We start from the raw sequence: 17,351 nt of genomic DNA on the forward strand, positions 1-17,351 counted from the left end.
TCATCCGATGCCTCAAACGCTACGTCGCCCGCGAGGTCTACACCGCCCTAACCCACAGCCACCAAGATCTTCAGATCACGGGTTGACTTCCATAGGAGCATCGGGAGAGGGGGTACGCGGGTGCGCTGCCCTTCCGCGAGTCGCGGTCCCCCGCGCGCGAGTCGCGGTCCCCGACGCGCGAGTCGGGGTCCTCAGCCCGCGAGTCGCGGGCTGGGTGTGGCTGTCTCGCGGGCTACGTGGAGGTGTCGCTGAAGAGGTGCTCGAAGGCGCGGAGGTTGGCCAGGCTCTCGCCGCGGTCCTGGCGCCAGGCGTGCTCGCGGCGGATCGACGTGGCGAAGCCCAGCTCGAGCAGGGTGTTGAAATCGCCGTCCGCGGCTTCCAGGACCTGACCCAGCACGCGGTCGAGCTCGTCGGAGGTGACCGCGTGCAGGCCGACCCTGCCGATCAGGTGGATGTCGCCGATCCGGTCCAGCGCGTAGTGGACGCCGTAGAGGCGGGCGTTGCGTTGCAGTAGGAACCGGTAGACGGCCTCGTGGTCCTCGTCGGGCTGCCGGCAGACGAACGCCTGGACGAAGAGTGCGTGCTCGCGCACCACCAGCCAGCAGTGGGTCTGCAGCCGGTTGGTGCCGGGCAGCGTCACGAGGAACTGCCCCGGCTCGCGGCGGTGGTGCTCGACGCCCAGCTCGGCGAGCGCGTCCGCCGTGGTGGCGTCGACGGTCTGCGGGTCGGTCACGGCTCGATCATCCCGGCCGCCAGCCGCGCCCGCATGGCCTGCCGCTGCCGGTCCGCGAACTCCGCGGCCGCACCGGCGTAGGTGTCGAGCAGGGCGTCCGTGGTGCGGTCCCAGGAGAAGCAGCGGGCGTGGGGAACCGCAGCGGCGCCAAGCTCGTCGCGGCGCCGCGGTGCGAGGGCGGCGGCGGCCAGCGCGTCGGCCCACTGCGCGTCGCCGTGCCCGTCGACGAGCAGGCCGGATCGGCCGTCGGCCACGGCGACCGGGAGCCCGCCGACGCGCGCGGCCACCACCGGGGTGCCGCAGGCCTGCGCCTCCAGCGCCACGAGCCCGAAGGACTCGTTGTGGCTCGGCACCGCGACCACGTCCGCGGCGCGGTAGACGTCCACCAGCCCGTCGCGGGTCTGGGGCGGCAGGAAGCGCACCACGTCGGTGATCCCCAGCGCCGCGGCGAGGCCCTGCAGCGCGGCCGGCTCGGCGAGTCCGCTGCCCGAGGGGCCGCCCGCCACGAGGACGACGAGCCGGGCCCGCAGGCCCGGGTCGCGGCGCAGCATCTCGGCTGCCGCGCGCAGCAGCACGTGCGGGGCCTTGAGCGGCTGGATCCGCCCGGCGAACGCCAGCACCACGGCGTCCGGGGCGATCCCGAGGGCCCGGCGGGCGGCGACGCGGTCGCCGGGGGTGAACCGGGCGAGGTCGACGCCGGGCGGGATGGCCACCGTGCGCCCCGGGTCGGCGCCGTAGAGCTCGACGAGCTGGCGCGTCTCCTCGTCGGTGTTGCTGATCAGCCGGTCGGCCTCGGCCACCACCTGGTCCTCGCCGATCAGCCGGGCCATCGGCTCGGGCGCGTCACCGTGGGCGAGCGCCGCGTTCTTGACCTTGGCGAGCGTGTGGGCGCTGTGCACCAGCGGCACGCCCCACCGGTCGCGCGCGAGCCATCCGACCTGACCGGAAAGCCAGTAGTGCGAGTGCACGACGTCGTAGTGGCCGGGCTCGTGGCGCGCCTCGGTGCGCAGCACGCCCGCGGTGAACGCGCAGAGCTGGCTGGGCAGGTCGTGCTTGCCGAGGCCCTCGAACGGCCCGGCGACGACGTGGCGCACGAGCACGCCGGGCGCCAGCTCCGCCACCGGCGGCTGCTCCGACGAGGTGGCGCGGGTGAAGACCTCGACGGCGACGCCGCGACGGGCCATGCGGGTGGCCGTCTCCACGATGTAGACGTTCATGCCACCCGCGTCGCCGGTGCCCGGTTGCTCGAGCGGCGAGGTGTGGACGGACAGCAGGCAGACCCGGCGAGGTCGCCGCGGCACGCCCGCGCTGGCGGAGGTCACGACCCTGTCTAGCACGCGAACGGGGACTTCACCCGGACGTGTCGTCCTCGTCGATCAGGCCCAGCAAGGCGTGCACCGGATCGCTCGCGTGCCAGTGCCCGGCCGCATCGCGCCAGGTGGGCACCGGGAACCGGCCGGTGTGCGGCCGTCGCAGCGTCACGTGCAGTGCGTCGTGGACGGTGAGCTCGCCCGGCGGCACGGCGATCCCGAGGGTGTGGCACGCCACGACGACGCCGGGCAGCTCCGCCCACCGGACGCGCTCACCGTCGCCGTCGACCACGGCCTCGGTGATGTCGGAGGCGAGCGGGAGGTCGAGCAGCTCGGCCAGCGGGCCCGGATCACCGCCCGTCACCAGCTCGCCGGCCGGCAGCACGGCGGCGAGCCACGGCCGGTCCAGCACCATCGCGACGTCGACGTCCGCGACGGTGCCGTCCAGCGCCCGGACCTGCTCCGGCAGCGCGAGGTCATCGGGGTCGACGTGACCGTCGGCCACGGCGTCGGCGAGCTCGGCGTAGGCCTGCGCCGCGAGCGCCACGTCGGGCCGACGCGCGGGATCGGCGAGGCGGGCGAGCAGGTCGGCGGCCGCGGCGGTGTCGCTCACGTGCAGGTCGGCGCGCACCCCGATCGCGGCCAGCACCGCCTCGTCCGGCCCTGCGGGCGCGGGGTCGTACAGCGCCGCGAGCGCGGTGGCCGACTCCAGGCGCCAGTGCGTGGGACGGCTCCCGCCGAGACGGGCGTGGCGGGAGAGCCACCACGCGGCGTAGGAGCCGGGCTCGGTGATCGCCGCGCGGGTGTCGCGATCGCCCGCCAGCAGCGCGAGAGCCGCGGGCCACGCGTCGTCGGCGACCAGGTCCAGGTCGCGCAGCGCCACCAGCCGGGTGGGCGGGGCGGGAAGCGAGTCCCACCAGCGCTCCTCGTCGTCGAGGTCGTGGTCGGGGGCCTGCGGCTCCTCGTCCACCAGCACCGCGAACCCGTCCACGACGCCGACGGCCCGCAGCGCCGCCACCGGCACCTGCGCGGCGAACTCCGCGTCGAGGGCGTCGAGCGGGACGTCGTCGGCGAGCAGGGGGCGCAACGCGGCGTCGGGGAGCATCAGCTCGTCGGCCCGGGCCGGTCGGCCCTCGGCGTCCGGGAGGGCCAGCGCGGCCAGCGACTCGGGAGCGCTCCCGGTCTCGGCCACCAGTGCGAGCACGGCCTCGGCCAGCGGTCGCATGTCGAGTCCGGCCTCGGCGTCGTCCACCGACCGCGCGACGGCCTCGACGAGCGCGGGGTGCTCCAGCAGCGCCGCAGGTTCCGCGACACCGGCTCCCAGCCGGTCGAGCAGGGGATGCACGGCGTCGGGGTGCGCGACGTGCAGGCCCGGCAACCCCAGTGCGGCGAGCCGGTCACCAGGCCGTGAGTGGATATCGGTGCTGGAGCACTCGTTGCCACTCACGGCCTGGTCGGGGGAGACCAGGACGGTGGCGGGGCCGGCGGCGGTACGGCCGTCGGCGAGCGGCACGGGCAGTGCGCGCAGCTCGTCCACGGCACCGGGCACGGTGTCGGCGAGCGGCTCGAGGGCCGCGTACAGCGCCCGCCACCACGGCGGTTTCCGATCGACCCCGAACAGCCTGCTCACCAGCTCGGCGAGCGGCATCCGGTGCACGGCGAGCTCGGCGAGCACCGGGGCGGTTCCGGGGGCCACCGGCGCCACGAGCCGGTCGAACCCGGCCTCGACCAGCAGCGCGGGCAAGGCCGCCGCAGGCCCGTCGAGCGCCGGGACGTCGAGCCACTCGGCCCGCCCGGGCGTCAGCTCGGCACCGGTGGCGGCGGGCAGCCACGCGGCCGCGCGCAGGGCGTCACCCAGCAGGCCGCGCAGCCGCCCGTCCAGCTCGGAGCGGGGGAACCCCGGCTCGGGGACGAGGGTGAGCCGCGCGCCAGGAGCAGCGGCCCGCACCAGCTCGACGTAGGACTGCGCGGCACCGGCGAGCACGGCGTCGGTGGCCGGACCGGTGCGCGCCCGCCTGCGGTCGGGCTCGAGCGGCACGGTGGCGATCAGGCGGGCCGGCAGGGAGAGCCGCTCGCCGGTGGCCGTGGGGGCGTGCAGGACGTCGGCGCGCAGCGGCTCCGGAGCGCCGTCCACGTCGAGCGGCAACGCCCAGCAGACCGACCAGTCCCGCCGCCCGCGGTGCTCCACCGCCTCCGTCCGGGCCTCGGCGTCGTCGAGCCGGCCGGCGCGGCGCGCGAGCAGCCAGCGGCGGCCGTCGATCGTCACCTCCCCCGGGCCGGGACCGTCCGCCCGCACGAGGACGTCGTCGCCGACGGCGATCTCGACGAGATCGGGCAGCGCGAGCAGCAGGTCGGCGGCGGTCTCGCGGGCCGCGGCGAGGAGGGCGGCGCCGTCGGTGCCGGACCGCAGCGGCAGCCGGACCTCGGTGTCGTAGCCCTGCGGTGGCTGCTCGTCCACGGGCCAGGCCAGGCGCAGGACCGGCGGACCGTCGCGGCGTGCCAGCTCCGCGGCGACGGCGGGCAGCGTCGCGACCTCCTCGGCCGTGCGCACGGCGGAGAACGTGATCCCGCCGGAGGTGCTCAGCACCCGCGGCGCGTCCGACACCGCCAGTACGGCGGCGAACCCGACCCCGAAGCGCCCGACCGAGCCCGGGTCGTCGCGCTTGGCCGAGGCGCGCAGCGAGGCGAGCGCGGCCACCCCGGACGCGTCGAGCGGGGCGCCGTTGTTGGCGACGGCGAGTTCGCCGCCCTGCAGCGCCACCCGTAGCCGCCCCGGGACGCCCGCCGCTCGGGCGGCGTCAGCGGCGTTCTGCGCGAGCTCGACGAACCACGCATCCGCGTAGCCGCCGAGGCGCAGGTCCTCCTCGGCGTTGGCGTCCTCGCGGAACCGGGTGGGCGAGCCCGCCCAGGAGGCGAGGACGGCGGCGCGCAACGCCGCCGTGCCGAAGGGGTCGGTCACTCCCGCGAGCCGGTGATCTCCAGGTCGACCCCGTCGTCGTAGACGAGCTCGGCGACGGCCACCGGTGACGTCGACTCCGGCTGCACGTCCGAGTGTGCGCCGCAGCCGAAACCGACCTCGACGACAGCGCCGTCGGCGGGGGCGTACTCGTTGCCGCACGCACCGAAGGCCGCGCGCAGCGAGCCCGCGAGCGGGAGGAAGAAACCGCAGGTGCCACACGTGCCGGGGGCGGCACGGGCCATGTCGGAGGCCGGGCCGTGCGGGCCGTCGTGCCAGCGGCGCGCCGCCTGCTCGCGCCCGTGGCGCGACAGGACGCTGCGCCGGCCGAGGCCCACCTCGCGGGCGACCTCCTCGACGGCCGGGTCGTCGGACGCGACGTAACCGGGCACCAGCCGCGGGTCGTCCTCCGGCGCGGGCAGCAGGTCGCCGATGCCGAGGTCGCCGGGCCGGACGCGCTCGTGCCACGGCACCCAGCTCGGCGCCACCAGCGCGTCGGGGCCGGGCAGCAGGACGACCTCGCTGACGGTGACGGGCTCGTCGGCGCCCGCCGCGGCGAGCGTGACCGACCAGCGCCAGCCGCGGTAGCCGCCCTGGGTGGCCGCGAAGTGGTGGGTGACCGCGTCGGCGCCTTCGGCGACGGCCTCCAGGTGCGCACCGACGGCCCCGTGGGCGGCCTGCCGGCCGAGATCCGCCGCGGCCTCCTCGACCGCTGCGGACCGGGCCTGCTCCACCGCGTCCACGAGCCGGGCGGGCGGGTCGAGGGTCGGTAGGGCGTTCACCGAAGGGATTGTGCCACCCTCTCCGACATGACCTTCGGGCGTGCACTGCTCGGGGCGCTGGTGCTGGTGGTCGGCGGGTGTGCTGCCGCGGCGCCTGCCCCGGTCGACCAGGTGGAACAGCTGCGTCCGGAGGTGCTCGCCGAGCTGCCGCACGACCCCGATGCGTTCACCCAGGGCCTCGAGTTCGCCCCGGACGGCGCGCTGTACGAAGGCACCGGCCGGGCCGGGCGCTCGCAGCTGCGCGAGCTGGACCCGGCCACCGGGGAGGTCCTGCGGTCGGTGCCGCTGCCCGGCGAGCTGTTCGGCGAGGGGATCACCGTCGTCGACGACAGGATCTGGCAGCTCACCTGGACCGACGGCGTCGCCCTCGAGTGGGACCGCGCCGGGTTCACGCTGCGGCGCGAGGTGCCGATCGAGGGCGAGGGGTGGGGCCTCTGCCGCGACGGCGACCGCCTCGTCCGCAGCGACGGCACCGACCGGCTGCGCTTCCACGACCCCGACACGTTCGCCGAGACCGGTTCCGTCCAGGTGACGCTCCACGGGGAGCCGGTCACCGAACTCAACGAGCTGGAGTGCGTCGACGGCCAGGTGTGGGCGAACGTCTGGCAGACCGACCGGATCGTGCGCATCGACCCGGGTGACGGCCGCGTCACCGCCGAGGTGGACGCCGCCGGGCTGCTCGACGCCGACCGCCGCGCGGACACCGACGTCCTGAACGGGATCGCGGCTGCGGGAGACGGCGAGTACCTGCTCACGGGCAAGCTCTGGCCGGTCACGTTCCGGGTGCGCTTCACCCCGGCGTGAGACACCCGAACGCGTCCGGACGCGGGTGCGATGAGCAAGAATGGACGGCGTGGCCCGGTTCGACTCCTCCCAGTCCCGCCGCGGCCGCCGTGGCCGTCGCGGCTGGGTAGGCGTGGACGACACCGCGCGGCCCGTCGGCGGCCCGACCGCGCCGGAGGAGGCGCCCGCCGGCGCCCAGCACGACGGCGCCCAGCACGACGCCCGGTACGAGCCGCGCAGGCGCTACCCCTGGCACGACGACCCGGACTACGACCCGGCAGCCCACCGGCGCACCCCGCAGACGCGCCCGTGGACGCCTCCTCCCGCCGACGCGGCCCCCCTCGAACCGGGCTCCCGGCCGCACGAGGAGCCGACCCGCGCCCTCCCCCAGGAGGACACCGCCCCGACCGCGTCCCCGCCCGGGGAGGAGCCGCCCACCCGGCGCATGCCGCGCAAGCTCACCGTCACGCGTGTGGCGGCGCTGCGCAGCCGCGAGCTGACCGAGGGCGGGATCCGCGCGTTCCACCGCGCCACCACGGCCGACGGCGCCGACCGCTCCGGGCTCACGGCCCTCACCTACGCCACGATGGTCACCTACGCGATGGACGCCGCGGTGGCCGTCGCGCTGGCCAACACCCTGTTCTTCGCTGCGGCAACGGCCGAGAGCAAGACCAACGTCGCGCTCTACCTGATCATCACGGTGGCTCCGTTCGCGCTGGTGGCACCGGTCATCGGGCCGATGCTCGACCGCCTGCAACGCGGACGTCGGGCCGCGCTGGCCATCTCGTTCGCGGGGCGGGCGGTGCTCGCGCTCGTGATGGCCTTCAACTACGACAACTGGATGCTCTACCCCGCCGCGCTCGGCGCGATGGTGCTGAGCAAGTCGTTCTCCGTGCTCAAGGCGGCCGTCACCCCGAGGGTGCTGCCACGAGCGATCACCCTGGTCACCACCAACTCGCGGCTCACCACGTTCGGTCTCGTCGCGGGCGGGGTGTCCGGGGGGATCGCCGCCGGCGTCGCCGCCCTGTGGGGCTCGCCCGGCGCGCTGTTCTACACGGCGGCGGTCGGGGTGCTCGGCACGGTCCTGTGCCTGCGCATCCCGCGTTGGGTCGAGTCGACGGCAGGCGAGGTGGCCGCCACCTTGCGCAGCACGGCACGGGGCAGGCGCACGCCGATGGGCATGCGCGTCACCGTCGCGCTGTGGGGCAGCGGCGCGATCCGGGTGCTCACCGGGTTCCTCACGCTGTTCGTCGCGTTCGTGGTGCGCGGGCAGTCCGAAGCCGATCCGACGCGCCAGCTGCTCCTGATCGGCATCGTCGGCGCCGCCGCCGGGATCGGCTCGTTCACCGGCAACGCCGCGGGGGCGCACCGCAGCTTCGGCAAGTCCGACGCCGTGATCGTCTCCTGCATCACCGCCGCGGTCGTCGTCAGCACGGTGGCCGCGGTGTTGCCGGGTATCGCCACCGCCGCGCTCGTCGGCCTGGTCGGCGCCGCGGCGAGCGCGCTGGCCAAGGTCTGCCTCGACGCGGTGATCCAGCGCGAACTGCCCGACGAGTCCCGCGCGTCGGCGTTCGGGCGCTCGGAGACCGTGCTCGCGCTCGCCTGGGTGTTCGGCGGGGCACTGGGCGTGCTGCTGCCCCACGACACCTTCTGGCTGGGGTTCACCGTGGTCTCCGTGGTCGTCGCGCTCGCAGGCGCGCAGTCGGCGCTGCTCGCGCGCGGGCGCAGCCTGCTTCCCTTCATGGGGCCGCGGGGCCGGGCCGAGCGCGCACGGGACCCGCGCGTCGGGTGAGCCGGTACTCCCCGGGCGCCGCCCGGCCCTTCCGTACGGTGGTGGCGTGCCGCGCCGCCTGCTCGCCCTGCCCGTCGCCGCGCTGATCCTCGCCGGTTGCGCAGGCCAGGAAGCGCCGCCGCCGGCTCCGGACACGACGCCCCCGCAGGTGACGTTCGCGGTCGGCGGGACCAGCGCCGTGGCCCGCCCCACGCAGTACTGCGACCTGCGGCTCACCGACTGCACCGCCGACCCCGCCGCGCCCGTCGCGCTCCCGGTGCCGCCCGACACCCCCGTGGTGGTCACGGTGCCGCCGGAGATCGCGGAGACACCGTGGCAGGTGGTGTTCAGCTACCGCGACACCACCGGCGCCCAGGTCGACCAGCGCAGCCCCGTGTTCCCGCCGAACGCTCCGGGCCTCGAACTCGCACCCGACGAGCAGAGCCGCTACTGGACCCTGCAGCTCCCGACCCCGGATGCCCAGCTGGTGACCGCCGAGGTGCAGCAGTACGGGCCGCCGCCGCAGGCGAACCCCGAGACGGGCGAGATCGACTTCCCGATCCGGGCGAGCTGGGTGCTCACCGCCACGAGCTGACGGCGAGGCCGGTGTCAGCCGTCGAGGTCACGGGCGACCGCCCGCACGACGTCGGCGGCGAGCTTGCTGGTCTTGCGGTCCGGGTAGCGGCCGCGGCGCAGGTCGGGCTGCACGCGCGTCTCGAGCACGCGGATCATGTCCTCGATGAGGCTGTGCAGGTCCTCCGCCGGGCGACGGGTGGACTCGACGACGGACGGCGGCTTGTCGACCAGGCGCACCGACAGCGCCTGCGGGCCGCGCCGGCCCTCGGCCATCCCGAACTCGACGCGCTGCCCCGCCTTCAACCCCTCCACCCCGGCCGGCAGCGCAGCTTTGCGGACGTAGACGTCCTCGCCGCCGTCCTGAGCGAGGAACCCGAAGCCCTTTTCGGCGTCGTACCACTTGACCCTGCCGGTCGGCACCCTGTTCACCCGTTCCTCGATCGATCCGACGTCCTGCGGCGCCACGGTGGACCGCATGACGAACGCGCCCCGGATGCCTGGCCGCCGCTTGGTCGGGCGCGACACCGGAACGCGTGCTCACCACCCTAGTCGGCGAGCGCTCCGCTGCCCACCCGTTCTGGGCGCGGAGCGGCCATGATCGCCGGTACCGGATCACGCGTTGCGGATCGCCGCCGCGTCGCCCAGGTCCAGCAGGTCCACGCTCCGCTCGCGCATCTCGACCTTGCGCACCTTGCCGGTGACCGTCATCGGGAACTCCTCGACCACCAGCACGTAACGCGGGATCTTGTAGTGCGCCAGCTTGCCGGTGGCGAACTCGCGCACGCCCTCGGCCGTCAGCTCGGGGGCGCCCTCGCGCAGCGTCACCCAGGCGCACAGCTCCTCGCCGTGGCGGGCGTCGGGCACACCGATCACCTGCGCGTCGAGGACGTCGGGGTGGGTGTAGAGGAACTCCTCGATCTCCCGCGGGTACACGTTCTCCCCACCGCGGATCACCATGTCCTTGATCCGGCCGGTGATGTTCACGTAGCCGTCGCCGTCCATCACGCCGATGTCACCGGTGTGCATCCAGCGGGCCCGGTCGATCGACTCCGCGGTCTTCTCCGGCTCGTCCCAGTAGCCGAGCATCACCGAGTAGCCGCGGGTGCACAGCTCGCCGGGCTCGCCGCGGGGCAGGGTCAGGCCGGTGTCCGGGTCGACGATCTTGACCTCGACGTGCGGGTGCACCCTCCCGACGGTCGACACGCGCCGCTCGAGGGAGTCGTCGGCCCGGGTCTGGATCGACACCGGCGACGTCTCGGTCATGCCGTAGCAGATCGTCACCTCCGTCATGCCCATCCGGTCGACGACCTGCTTCATCACCTCCACCGGGCACGGCGAGCCGGCCATGATCCCGGTCCGCAGCGAGGACAGGTCGTAGGTCTCGAACTCCGGGTCGTTCAGCTCGGCGATGAACATCGTCGGCACCCCGTACAGCGAGGTGCAGCGCTCCTGCGCGACCGCCGTCAGCGTCGCCTTCGGGTCGAACCCCGGCCCGGGGATCACCATGGTGGCCCCGTTGGTGGTGCAGCCGAGGTTGCCCATCACCATGCCGAAGCAGTGGTAGAAGGGCACCGGGATGCAGACGCGGTCATCAGGTGTGTAGCCGCAGAGCCGGCCCACGAAGTAGCCGTTGTTGAGGATGTTGTGGTGCGACAGGGTCGCGCCCTTCGGGAACCCCGTGGTGCCCGACGTGTACTGGATGTTGATCGGGTCGTCCGGGCTGAGCTGCGCCTGCAGCCGGGCGAGCTCTGCGCGGTCGCCCTGCCGGCCGGCCGCCACCACCTCGTCCCAGTCGGGCGTGCCGATGAGGATGACCTTGCGCAGCGCCTCGCACCTGGGGCGGACCTGCTCGATCATCGCCGCGTAGTCCGACGTCTTGAAGCTCGTGGCCGCCACCAGCACCGAGATGCCGGCCTGGTTGAGCACGAACTCCAGCTCGTGGGTGCGGTAGGCCGGGTTGATGGTGACGAGGACCGCGCCGATCTTCGACGTGGCGTACTGCACCAGCGTCCACTCGGCCACGTTCGGCGCCCAGATCCCGATGCGGTCGCCCTTCCCCAGGCCGGCGGCCAGCAAGCCGAGCGCGACGGTGTCGACGTCCTCGCGCAGGGAGCCGTAGGTCCAGCGGCGCCCGGTGGGCACCTCGACGAGGGCCTCCGCGTCGGGCTGAGCGGCGGCGACGCGGTCGAAGTTGTCGCCGATGGTGTCGCCGAGCAGCGGGACGTCGGACGTCCCCGAGGCGTAGGAGGGAACGAGTGGCGCAGCAGCGGACACGGCGCAGGGTCCTTTCGACATCACCGGCGGCAGGTGCCGCTCATCCTGCGACGATCGGTGCCCGCCCGCCACCTCCGGATGGGGAGGGCGGGCCAGGAAACCCGTTCGCGGCGGGCCGATACCCTCGGACGATGCACGATCCGCGGGTGCTTCTCGACCCAGCCACCGACGCCGTCCGCAAGCTCGCCCGGCGGGGCTACGCGCTGGACGTCGCGTCCCTCGAGAAGCTGCTGAGCACCCGCAACTCCGCGATCCAGCGCGGCGACGAGGCGCGGGCCGAGTCGAAGCGGGTCGCCACCTCGGTGAAGGGCGCCGCGCCCGAGGAGCGCGAAGGGCTCGTCACCCGCGCGCGTGAGCTCAAGGGCGTGGTCGCGGCGGCCGAGGAGGAGCACCGCGCCGCCGAGGCCGAGCTGCAGGACCTCCTGCTCGGCATCCCCAACCTGCCCGCCGACGAGCTGCCCGACGGCGCCACCGACGCCGACGCCGAGCTCGTCCGCACGTGGGGCGAGCCGCCGCGGTTCGACTTCACCCCGCTCGACCACGTCGACCTCGGGGAGAAGCTCGGCATCCTCGACCTGCCGCGCGCCACCAAGCTCGCCGGCCCGCGGTTCGCCGTGCTGAAGGGCAAGGGCGCGGCGCTGGAGCGGGCGATCGCGCGCTACCTGCTCGACCTGCAGACCGGCACACACGGCTACACCGAGTTCTCGGTGCCCACGCTCGTCAACCGCGTCACGATGACGGGAACGGGCCAGCTGCCGAAGTTCGAGCAGGACCTGTTCAAGACGGGCGTGGCCGAGCGGGAGCTGTTCCTCATCCCCACCGCCGAGGTGCCGCTCACCAACCTGCACGCCAAGGAGACGCTCGAGCTCGAGCAGCTCCCGCTCGCCTACACCGCCCACACGCCGTGCTTCCGCTCGGAGGCCGGGTCGTACGGCCGCGACACCCGCGGCCTGATCCGGCTGCACGAGTTCTCGAAGGTGGAGCTCGTGCGCATCGTCGACGCGGAACGTTCGCGCGAGGAGCTGGAAGTGCTGGTCGGGCACGCCGAGGCCGCGATGCAGGGGCTCGGGCTCGCGTACCGCGTGGTCAAGCTGGCTGCGGGCGACATCGGGTTCTCGGCCGAGTTCACCTACGACATCGAGGTCTGGCTGCCCGGCCAGGAGGCCTACCGGGAGATCAGCTCGGTGTCCGACTTCGGCACGTTCCAGGCCCGCCGCGCCTCCATCCGCACCAAGAGCAAGGACGGCAAGCGCGGCTTCGCGGCCACCCTCAACGGCTCGGGCCTGCCGATCGGGCGCACCCTCGTCGCGGTGTTGGAACAGGGGCAGCAGGCCGACGGCTCGGTCCGCCTCCCCGAGGCCCTGGTGCCGTACACGGGCTTCGAGACGCTCGACCCGGCCTGAGACCCCCGAACCCGCGAGTCGGGGTCTCACCGCAGCTGAGTCGCGGTTCCGTTGCGGATGGGTGGGCCAGAGCCTCCGGTGCCCCGAACGTCCACCGGGTCACAGCGGCCGGTCCGCCCCCCTCCTCTCACGCGCCCCGTCGACGGGGTGCGCGGGGCGAGCTCGGGGGCGATGACCGGGCACGGGGTGCGCGAGCACACCTCGACCGGGACCGCCGGCGGTCCTCCCCGTGGCCCTGCCTCGCAGCCCGGGTTGCGGGGGGGGGCGCGCCGTTCCCGGCTCGTCACCTCCTGCCCAACCCCGCCCGGGGCCTCACTCGCAGTCGGTCCGGCGCCGAGCTCACCCTCCGCGCCGAGAGCGACCGGGTTGGGCACAACCCACGAATATCGTGGTCGTCCGGGCAGCCGTCTCCGATATTCGGCAGTTCTGCCAACCCGGCCACCCCGCTGACAGGCAGGAGCAGGGGAAACCCGGCCGACTGCACGGGAGACCAGGGCCGGGGCGTGGGGCAGTGGTCGCGAGCCGGGAACGGCCCGCCCACAGGAGATCCCACGACGACGTAGACGTGAGCGGGGTTGGATCTTCCCCGAACCCCGCTCACGTCTACGTCGTCATGGAGAAGGCGGCTTGATCAGCGAAAGTGGTGTGAGAGCGACAGATGTGACGCCCTCACACCACTCCTGGCGATCATGACAGCCAGCCCGCCTGCGAGACGCACGTGAGCGCGGTCGCGAGGACCCTGGCGTACAACTCGGCCGCCCGCGGTCAGCTCACTAGAGGCCGCCGGTGTTGAGCAGGAGGTTGGGGCTGCCGCCGGTGTCGCCACCCTCGATGACGTCGGGTGTCGCGTGGTCGACGATCCACTGCTCGATCACACCGCTCGGGGTCTCGCCGTAGGTCTGCTTGTAGAGCGCGGCGACACCCACCGCGTGCGGGGCGGCCATCGACGTGCCCGTGTACGAGGCCGTCTCACCGCCCGGCACCGTCGACCGGATGCTCGTACCGGGTGCGTAGACGTCCACGCAGCCGCCGGTGGACGAGCTGGGCGCGCGCTGGTCGTCGATCGTCGAGTTGGCGACGACGAGCACCCCGGGGATCGCACGGGGAGCCGCCGTGCAGTCGTCGGCCCCGGAGTTGCCGGCCGACGAGGCCACGAACACGCCCCGCTCGACGAGCCCCGACACCGCGGAGAGCAGCACCTCGGACGGCCCGTAGCTCCACGACATGACCGCGACGGACGGGCCCTGCTGGTGGGTCGCGACGTAGTCGATCCCGCTCAGCAGCGACGACAGCGTGCCCGCCCCGGTGCAGTCGAGGACCTTGACCGACCGGACCTGCGCGTCCTTGGCCACGCCGAAGTCGCGGGAGGCGGCGATGCCGGCGACGACGGTGCCGTGCCCGTCGCAGTCCTCGTCCACGTCGTCGACGGTGTTGAGGACGAGCTGCGCACGTCCCTCGAACTGCGGGTGGGAGGCGTCGACCCCGGTGTCGAGCACGAACACCGTCACGCCGGCCCCGGTCGCGGTGGTCGTGTAGCTGCCGTCGAGCGGAAGGTTGCGCTGGTCGATGCGGTCGAGGCCCCAGTTCTGCGGATCCGGCTGGGTGCCCTCGGTCATCTCCTGGCGCCGGTTCGGGTCGAGCGGGGTGAACTCGCGGTCCTCCTCGACGCCGAGCACCCCGTCCCGCGCCCGCAGCCGGTCGACCTGGCTCGCGGTGAGACGCGCGGCGAAGCCGGCGAACGCGTGGCCGTAGGTCGCTGTCGGTTGCACGCCGAGCTCGGCCGCCGCCGCCGTCGCGTCCGACGCCGTACGCGCGTGCACGACGTAGCTCGCGGCGGCGTCCACCGCGGCGGCAGCGCTCGCGGGCACGGTGAGCGCGACGAGCAGGTGCAGCGCGACCACCAGGGGGGCGGCACGCAGGAGGAACCGCGTCACGGTCGGCGACGCTACGGATCATGGACCAGCGGGACCAGAGACACGATAGGGGCTGGAGTGACACTTGTGATCGATGGGGTGACCGACCGTTTCCGATCGGCGCAGGCCCGGGTAGCCCGTGTGGACGTGTCGTTCCCCCGAGCCGGCGCCGCCCTCAGGCTGCTTCGGCGGCCGCTCGCAGGCCTTCCGCCTCGAGCTCCACGTACCGGCGGCTGCGCCGGCCGTACAGCCCGGCCACGAAGGGTGCGAGCAGGCCCCGCTGGGTGAGCACGAGCCGCAACCGGGCCGTGCCGTCGGCCCGCGACCAGACCTCGTGCGTGCCGGTCGTGCGCACCCCGGGCGCCGCCGCCATCCACGTGAGCACCGCGCCGGGCTCGAGCTCGGTGACCGTCCACTCCATCGGCATGAGCTTCGGCTGGACGATCCGCACCCGGCTCCCGAGCGCGAGACCGCCGTCGAGCAGCCGGACCTCGCGCATCGACTCGGTCCATCGCGGCCACGACTCGGGATCGGCGAGCACTGCCCACACCCGCTCGGCGCTCGCCCGGACGTCCCGTTCGACGAACAACTCCATCGCCCCTCCCCACGGCCTGTACCATCTGGTACAAGTGTCGTGCCAGATGGTACATCGACACGGAGGGACTTCGAGGCAGGATGACCACTCCACGGCCGTACCATCTGGTACATGACGTCCTCGGGTCGGGACCAGCTGATGCACGCCGCACTCGAGTACTTCGCCGAGAACGGGGTCGGGGACCGCAGCCTCCGGTCGATCGCCGCCGCGATCGGCACCAGCCACCGCATGCTGATCTACCACTTCGGCTCCCGGGACGGGCTGCTCGCCGAGGTGGTGGCCGCCGTGGAGGCGCAGCAGCGGGAGGCGCTGGCCGCGCTGACGGCGCAGCGGCACGGAGAGCCGCGCGAGGTCGTCCTACAGTTCTGGACGAGCGTCTCGGCGGCGGCACGCCGGTACGGCCCGTTGTTCTACGAACTGTCGGCGCACGCCATGCAGGGCCAGCCGCACGCCGTGCAGCGGCGGGAGACCCTGGTCGGGCCGTGGCTCGAGCCGCTCACCGACCTCATGCGCCGGGCGGGGGTGAGCCCCGAGGACGCCCCGGTCCGGGCCCGGATCAGCCTCGCGGTGGCCCGGGGGCTGCTGCACGACGCCCTGGTCACGGGCGAGTTCGCGCAGGCCGACGCGGCGGTGGCCGCATTCGCCGACCTGGTGCTGCCCGCACCGGGCACGGCCTGACGACGCAGACCGACATCCCCGGGAGGCCGGCGTGAACCCGGAGCGCAGCGACGTCGTCGTGGCAGGGGCCGGCCCCACCGGGCTCGCGCTGTCCTGCGCGCTGGCAGCCGCCGGCGTCCGGGTGCGGGTGGTGGACCGCGCCGACGGCCCCGCCCGCACGTCCCGCGCGAACATCCTGCACGCCCGCGGGGCCGAGGTGCTGGCCCGGCTGGACGCCCTCGCCGACCTGCGGGAGCAGGCCGTGGCGCCGGTGGGGATCCGCATGCACGTGCGGGGCGAGCTGCTCACGACCCTGGCCTTCGCCCCGGACGAGCGGGAGGCCGTGCAGGCAATGTTCGTGTCCCAGGCGGCCGTCGAGCAGCGGCTCCGCGACCGCCTCGCCGAGCTGGGCGTCGACGTCGAGTGGGGGCACGGCGTCGAGGAGCTCGCGCAGGACCGCGACGGGGTGACCGTCGAGCTGTCCGGCGGCGACCGGGTGCGGGCGGCGTGGCTCGTCGGCTGCGACGGGGCGCACAGCCTGGTCCGATCGCTCGCCGGGATCGACTTCCCCGGTGTTCCGGTGGTGGAGCGGTTCCTCCTCGCCGACGTGCACGCGGACGGCATCGCCGACCGCGAGCACTCCGCGGGCTGGTACCACCGCGACGGGATCCTGATGGCGATGCCGATGCGGGACGCCGCGGGCAACCTGTGGCGGCTCATGGCGAACGTGCCCGACGACGGGAGGCGTCTCGACGGCTCCGAGGTCGTCCGCCGACTCGAGGAGCTGCTCCCCGAGCGCGCCGGCATCACGGGAGCGCACGTCCGCGACGCGGTCTGGACGTCGGTCTTCCGGATCCACCGCCGGCTGGCGGCGGACTACCGCAGCGGTCGCGTGCTGCTCGCCGGCGACGCCGCACACATCCACTCCCCCTTCGGCGGGCAGGGGATGAACACCGGGATCGGTGACGCCGAGAACCTGGCGTGGAAGCTCGCGCTCGTCGTGCGCGGTCTCGCGCCCGATGCCCTCCTCGACACCTACGCGGCCGAGCGCCGTCCGGCCGCCGCCGACGTCCTGCGGCGCACGACGACCAACACCCGTGCCCTGGTGGCCGACGGCCCCGTGGCGCGCTGGGTGCGCGACCACCTCCTCGTCCGGTTCCTGGCCCTGCCCGCCGTGCAGCGGCAGGCGACCCGCGAGGCCTCCCAGCTGGGGCTGACCTACCGCCGCGGGCCGCTCGGTGGCCGCGGGGCGAGGCCGCGGCCCGGGGACCGCGTCCGGGACCGCCCGGTGCTCCTGCGCGACGGGACGCGGACCACCCTCACCGGAGAGCTGGGTCCGGGCTGGGGCCTGCTGAGCGGGAACGCGGAGGCGGCCGACCCACTGGTGGCCGTCCTGGAACGCCACCTGCCGGGATCGGTGTCGCGGGTGACGGACCCCGCATGGCGGCACCCGCACGCCCTGCTCGTCCGGCCGGACGGGCACCTGCTGTGGCGGGGCGCGGACGCGACCGACCTCGAACGCCGGCTGGCCCGGATCACATCAACCATGATCGGCGAGTCGGCGCCTTAACGGGCGGAATCAACCCGCGTTCGCGCCG

14 protein-coding genes are annotated in these 17,351 nt (G+C 74.3%); 6 read left to right on the forward strand and 8 right to left on the reverse strand.

Going from position 1 to position 17,351, the window contains the following annotated elements; all coding sequences use genetic code 11:
- Nucleotides 1-232: 232 nt before the first annotated feature.
- The 4 genes from CFP66_RS07320 to CFP66_RS07335 are packed head-to-tail and all read right to left on the reverse strand — an operon-like array spanning nt 233 to nt 5,781.
- Nucleotides 233-733, reverse strand: a complete 501-nt coding sequence (locus CFP66_RS07320) for a YbjN domain-containing protein (protein ID WP_094921675.1) — start codon at nt 731-733, stop codon at nt 233-235.
- Complete coding sequence (gene mshA / locus CFP66_RS07325) at nt 730-2,055, reverse strand: D-inositol-3-phosphate glycosyltransferase (RefSeq protein ID WP_094921677.1); 1,326 nt, start codon at nt 2,053-2,055, stop codon at nt 730-732. The genes CFP66_RS07320 and mshA overlap by 4 nt, the downstream gene beginning before the upstream one ends.
- A 28-nt stretch (nt 2,056-2,083) precedes the next feature.
- On the reverse strand, nt 2,084-5,002 hold the full coding sequence (locus tag CFP66_RS07330; RefSeq protein WP_094921679.1) for a sacsin N-terminal ATP-binding-like domain-containing protein: 2,919 nt from the start codon (nt 5,000-5,002) through the stop codon (nt 2,084-2,086).
- Nucleotides 4,999-5,781: a DUF3027 domain-containing protein gene (locus CFP66_RS07335; protein ID WP_369804977.1), complete on the reverse strand. Its 783-nt coding sequence runs from the start codon at nt 5,779-5,781 to the stop codon at nt 4,999-5,001. The genes CFP66_RS07330 and CFP66_RS07335 overlap by 4 nt, the downstream gene beginning before the upstream one ends.
- A gap of 27 nt (nt 5,782-5,808) precedes the next feature.
- Between CFP66_RS07335 and CFP66_RS07340 the strand changes: the two genes are divergently transcribed.
- From CFP66_RS07340 to CFP66_RS07350, 3 genes are read left to right on the forward strand one after another with little or no spacing between them, the layout of a single operon-like run.
- Nucleotides 5,809-6,585 (forward strand): glutaminyl-peptide cyclotransferase, encoded by a 777-nt coding sequence (locus CFP66_RS07340; RefSeq protein WP_094921683.1) that lies wholly within the window; start codon nt 5,809-5,811, stop codon nt 6,583-6,585.
- Nucleotides 6,586-6,625: 40 nt separating this feature from the next.
- Nucleotides 6,626-8,356, forward strand: coding sequence for an MFS transporter (locus tag CFP66_RS07345; protein WP_094921685.1), 1,731 nt, complete (start codon nt 6,626-6,628; stop codon nt 8,354-8,356).
- Between the two features lie 46 nt (nt 8,357-8,402).
- Nucleotides 8,403-8,930 carry a DUF2771 family protein gene (locus CFP66_RS07350; RefSeq protein WP_094921687.1) on the forward strand — a complete coding sequence of 176 codons (528 nt, stop codon included), beginning with the start codon at nt 8,403-8,405 and terminating at the stop codon, nt 8,928-8,930.
- Between the two features lie 14 nt (nt 8,931-8,944).
- Here CFP66_RS07350 and CFP66_RS07355 read toward each other — a convergent pair whose 3' ends face one another.
- Both CFP66_RS07355 and CFP66_RS07360 read right to left on the reverse strand, forming a co-directional pair.
- Nucleotides 8,945-9,331, reverse strand: coding sequence for a cold-shock protein (locus CFP66_RS07355; protein ID WP_094922306.1), 387 nt, complete (start codon nt 9,329-9,331; stop codon nt 8,945-8,947).
- 192 nt (nt 9,332-9,523) lie between these two features.
- A complete protein-coding gene (locus tag CFP66_RS07360; RefSeq protein ID WP_198961304.1) occupies nt 9,524-11,185 on the reverse strand; it encodes an AMP-binding protein in 1,662 nt (553 codons plus the stop codon).
- A gap of 131 nt (nt 11,186-11,316) precedes the next feature.
- Here CFP66_RS07360 and serS point away from each other — a divergent pair, with 131 nt between their 5' ends.
- A complete protein-coding gene (gene serS, locus CFP66_RS07365; RefSeq protein WP_094921689.1) occupies nt 11,317-12,588 on the forward strand; it encodes a serine--tRNA ligase in 1,272 nt (423 codons plus the stop codon).
- 773 nt (nt 12,589-13,361) lie between these two features.
- On the opposite strand, the gene CFP66_RS07370 is transcribed toward serS, so the two are convergent.
- Both CFP66_RS07370 and CFP66_RS07375 read right to left on the reverse strand, forming a co-directional pair.
- Entirely contained in the window at nt 13,362-14,522 is a 1,161-nt protein-coding gene (locus CFP66_RS07370) for a S8 family peptidase (protein ID WP_094921690.1), read from the reverse strand.
- Between the two features lie 154 nt (nt 14,523-14,676).
- Nucleotides 14,677-15,096 (reverse strand): SRPBCC family protein, encoded by a 420-nt coding sequence (locus CFP66_RS07375; RefSeq protein ID WP_094921692.1) that lies wholly within the window; start codon nt 15,094-15,096, stop codon nt 14,677-14,679.
- 111 nt (nt 15,097-15,207) lie between these two features.
- Between CFP66_RS07375 and CFP66_RS07380 the strand changes: the two genes are divergently transcribed.
- Nucleotides 15,208-15,774 carry a TetR/AcrR family transcriptional regulator gene (locus tag CFP66_RS07380; RefSeq protein WP_198961305.1) on the forward strand — a complete coding sequence of 189 codons (567 nt, stop codon included), beginning with the start codon at nt 15,208-15,210 and terminating at the stop codon, nt 15,772-15,774.
- A gap of 31 nt (nt 15,775-15,805) precedes the next feature.
- Nucleotides 15,806-17,323, forward strand: a complete 1,518-nt coding sequence (locus CFP66_RS07385) for an FAD-dependent monooxygenase (protein ID WP_198961306.1) — start codon at nt 15,806-15,808, stop codon at nt 17,321-17,323.
- The last annotated feature ends 28 nt before the right edge of the window (nt 17,324-17,351 follow it).

It is taken from the genome of Pseudonocardia sp. MH-G8, from assembly GCF_002262885.1.
GTDB lineage: Bacteria > Actinomycetota > Actinomycetes > Mycobacteriales > Pseudonocardiaceae > Pseudonocardia.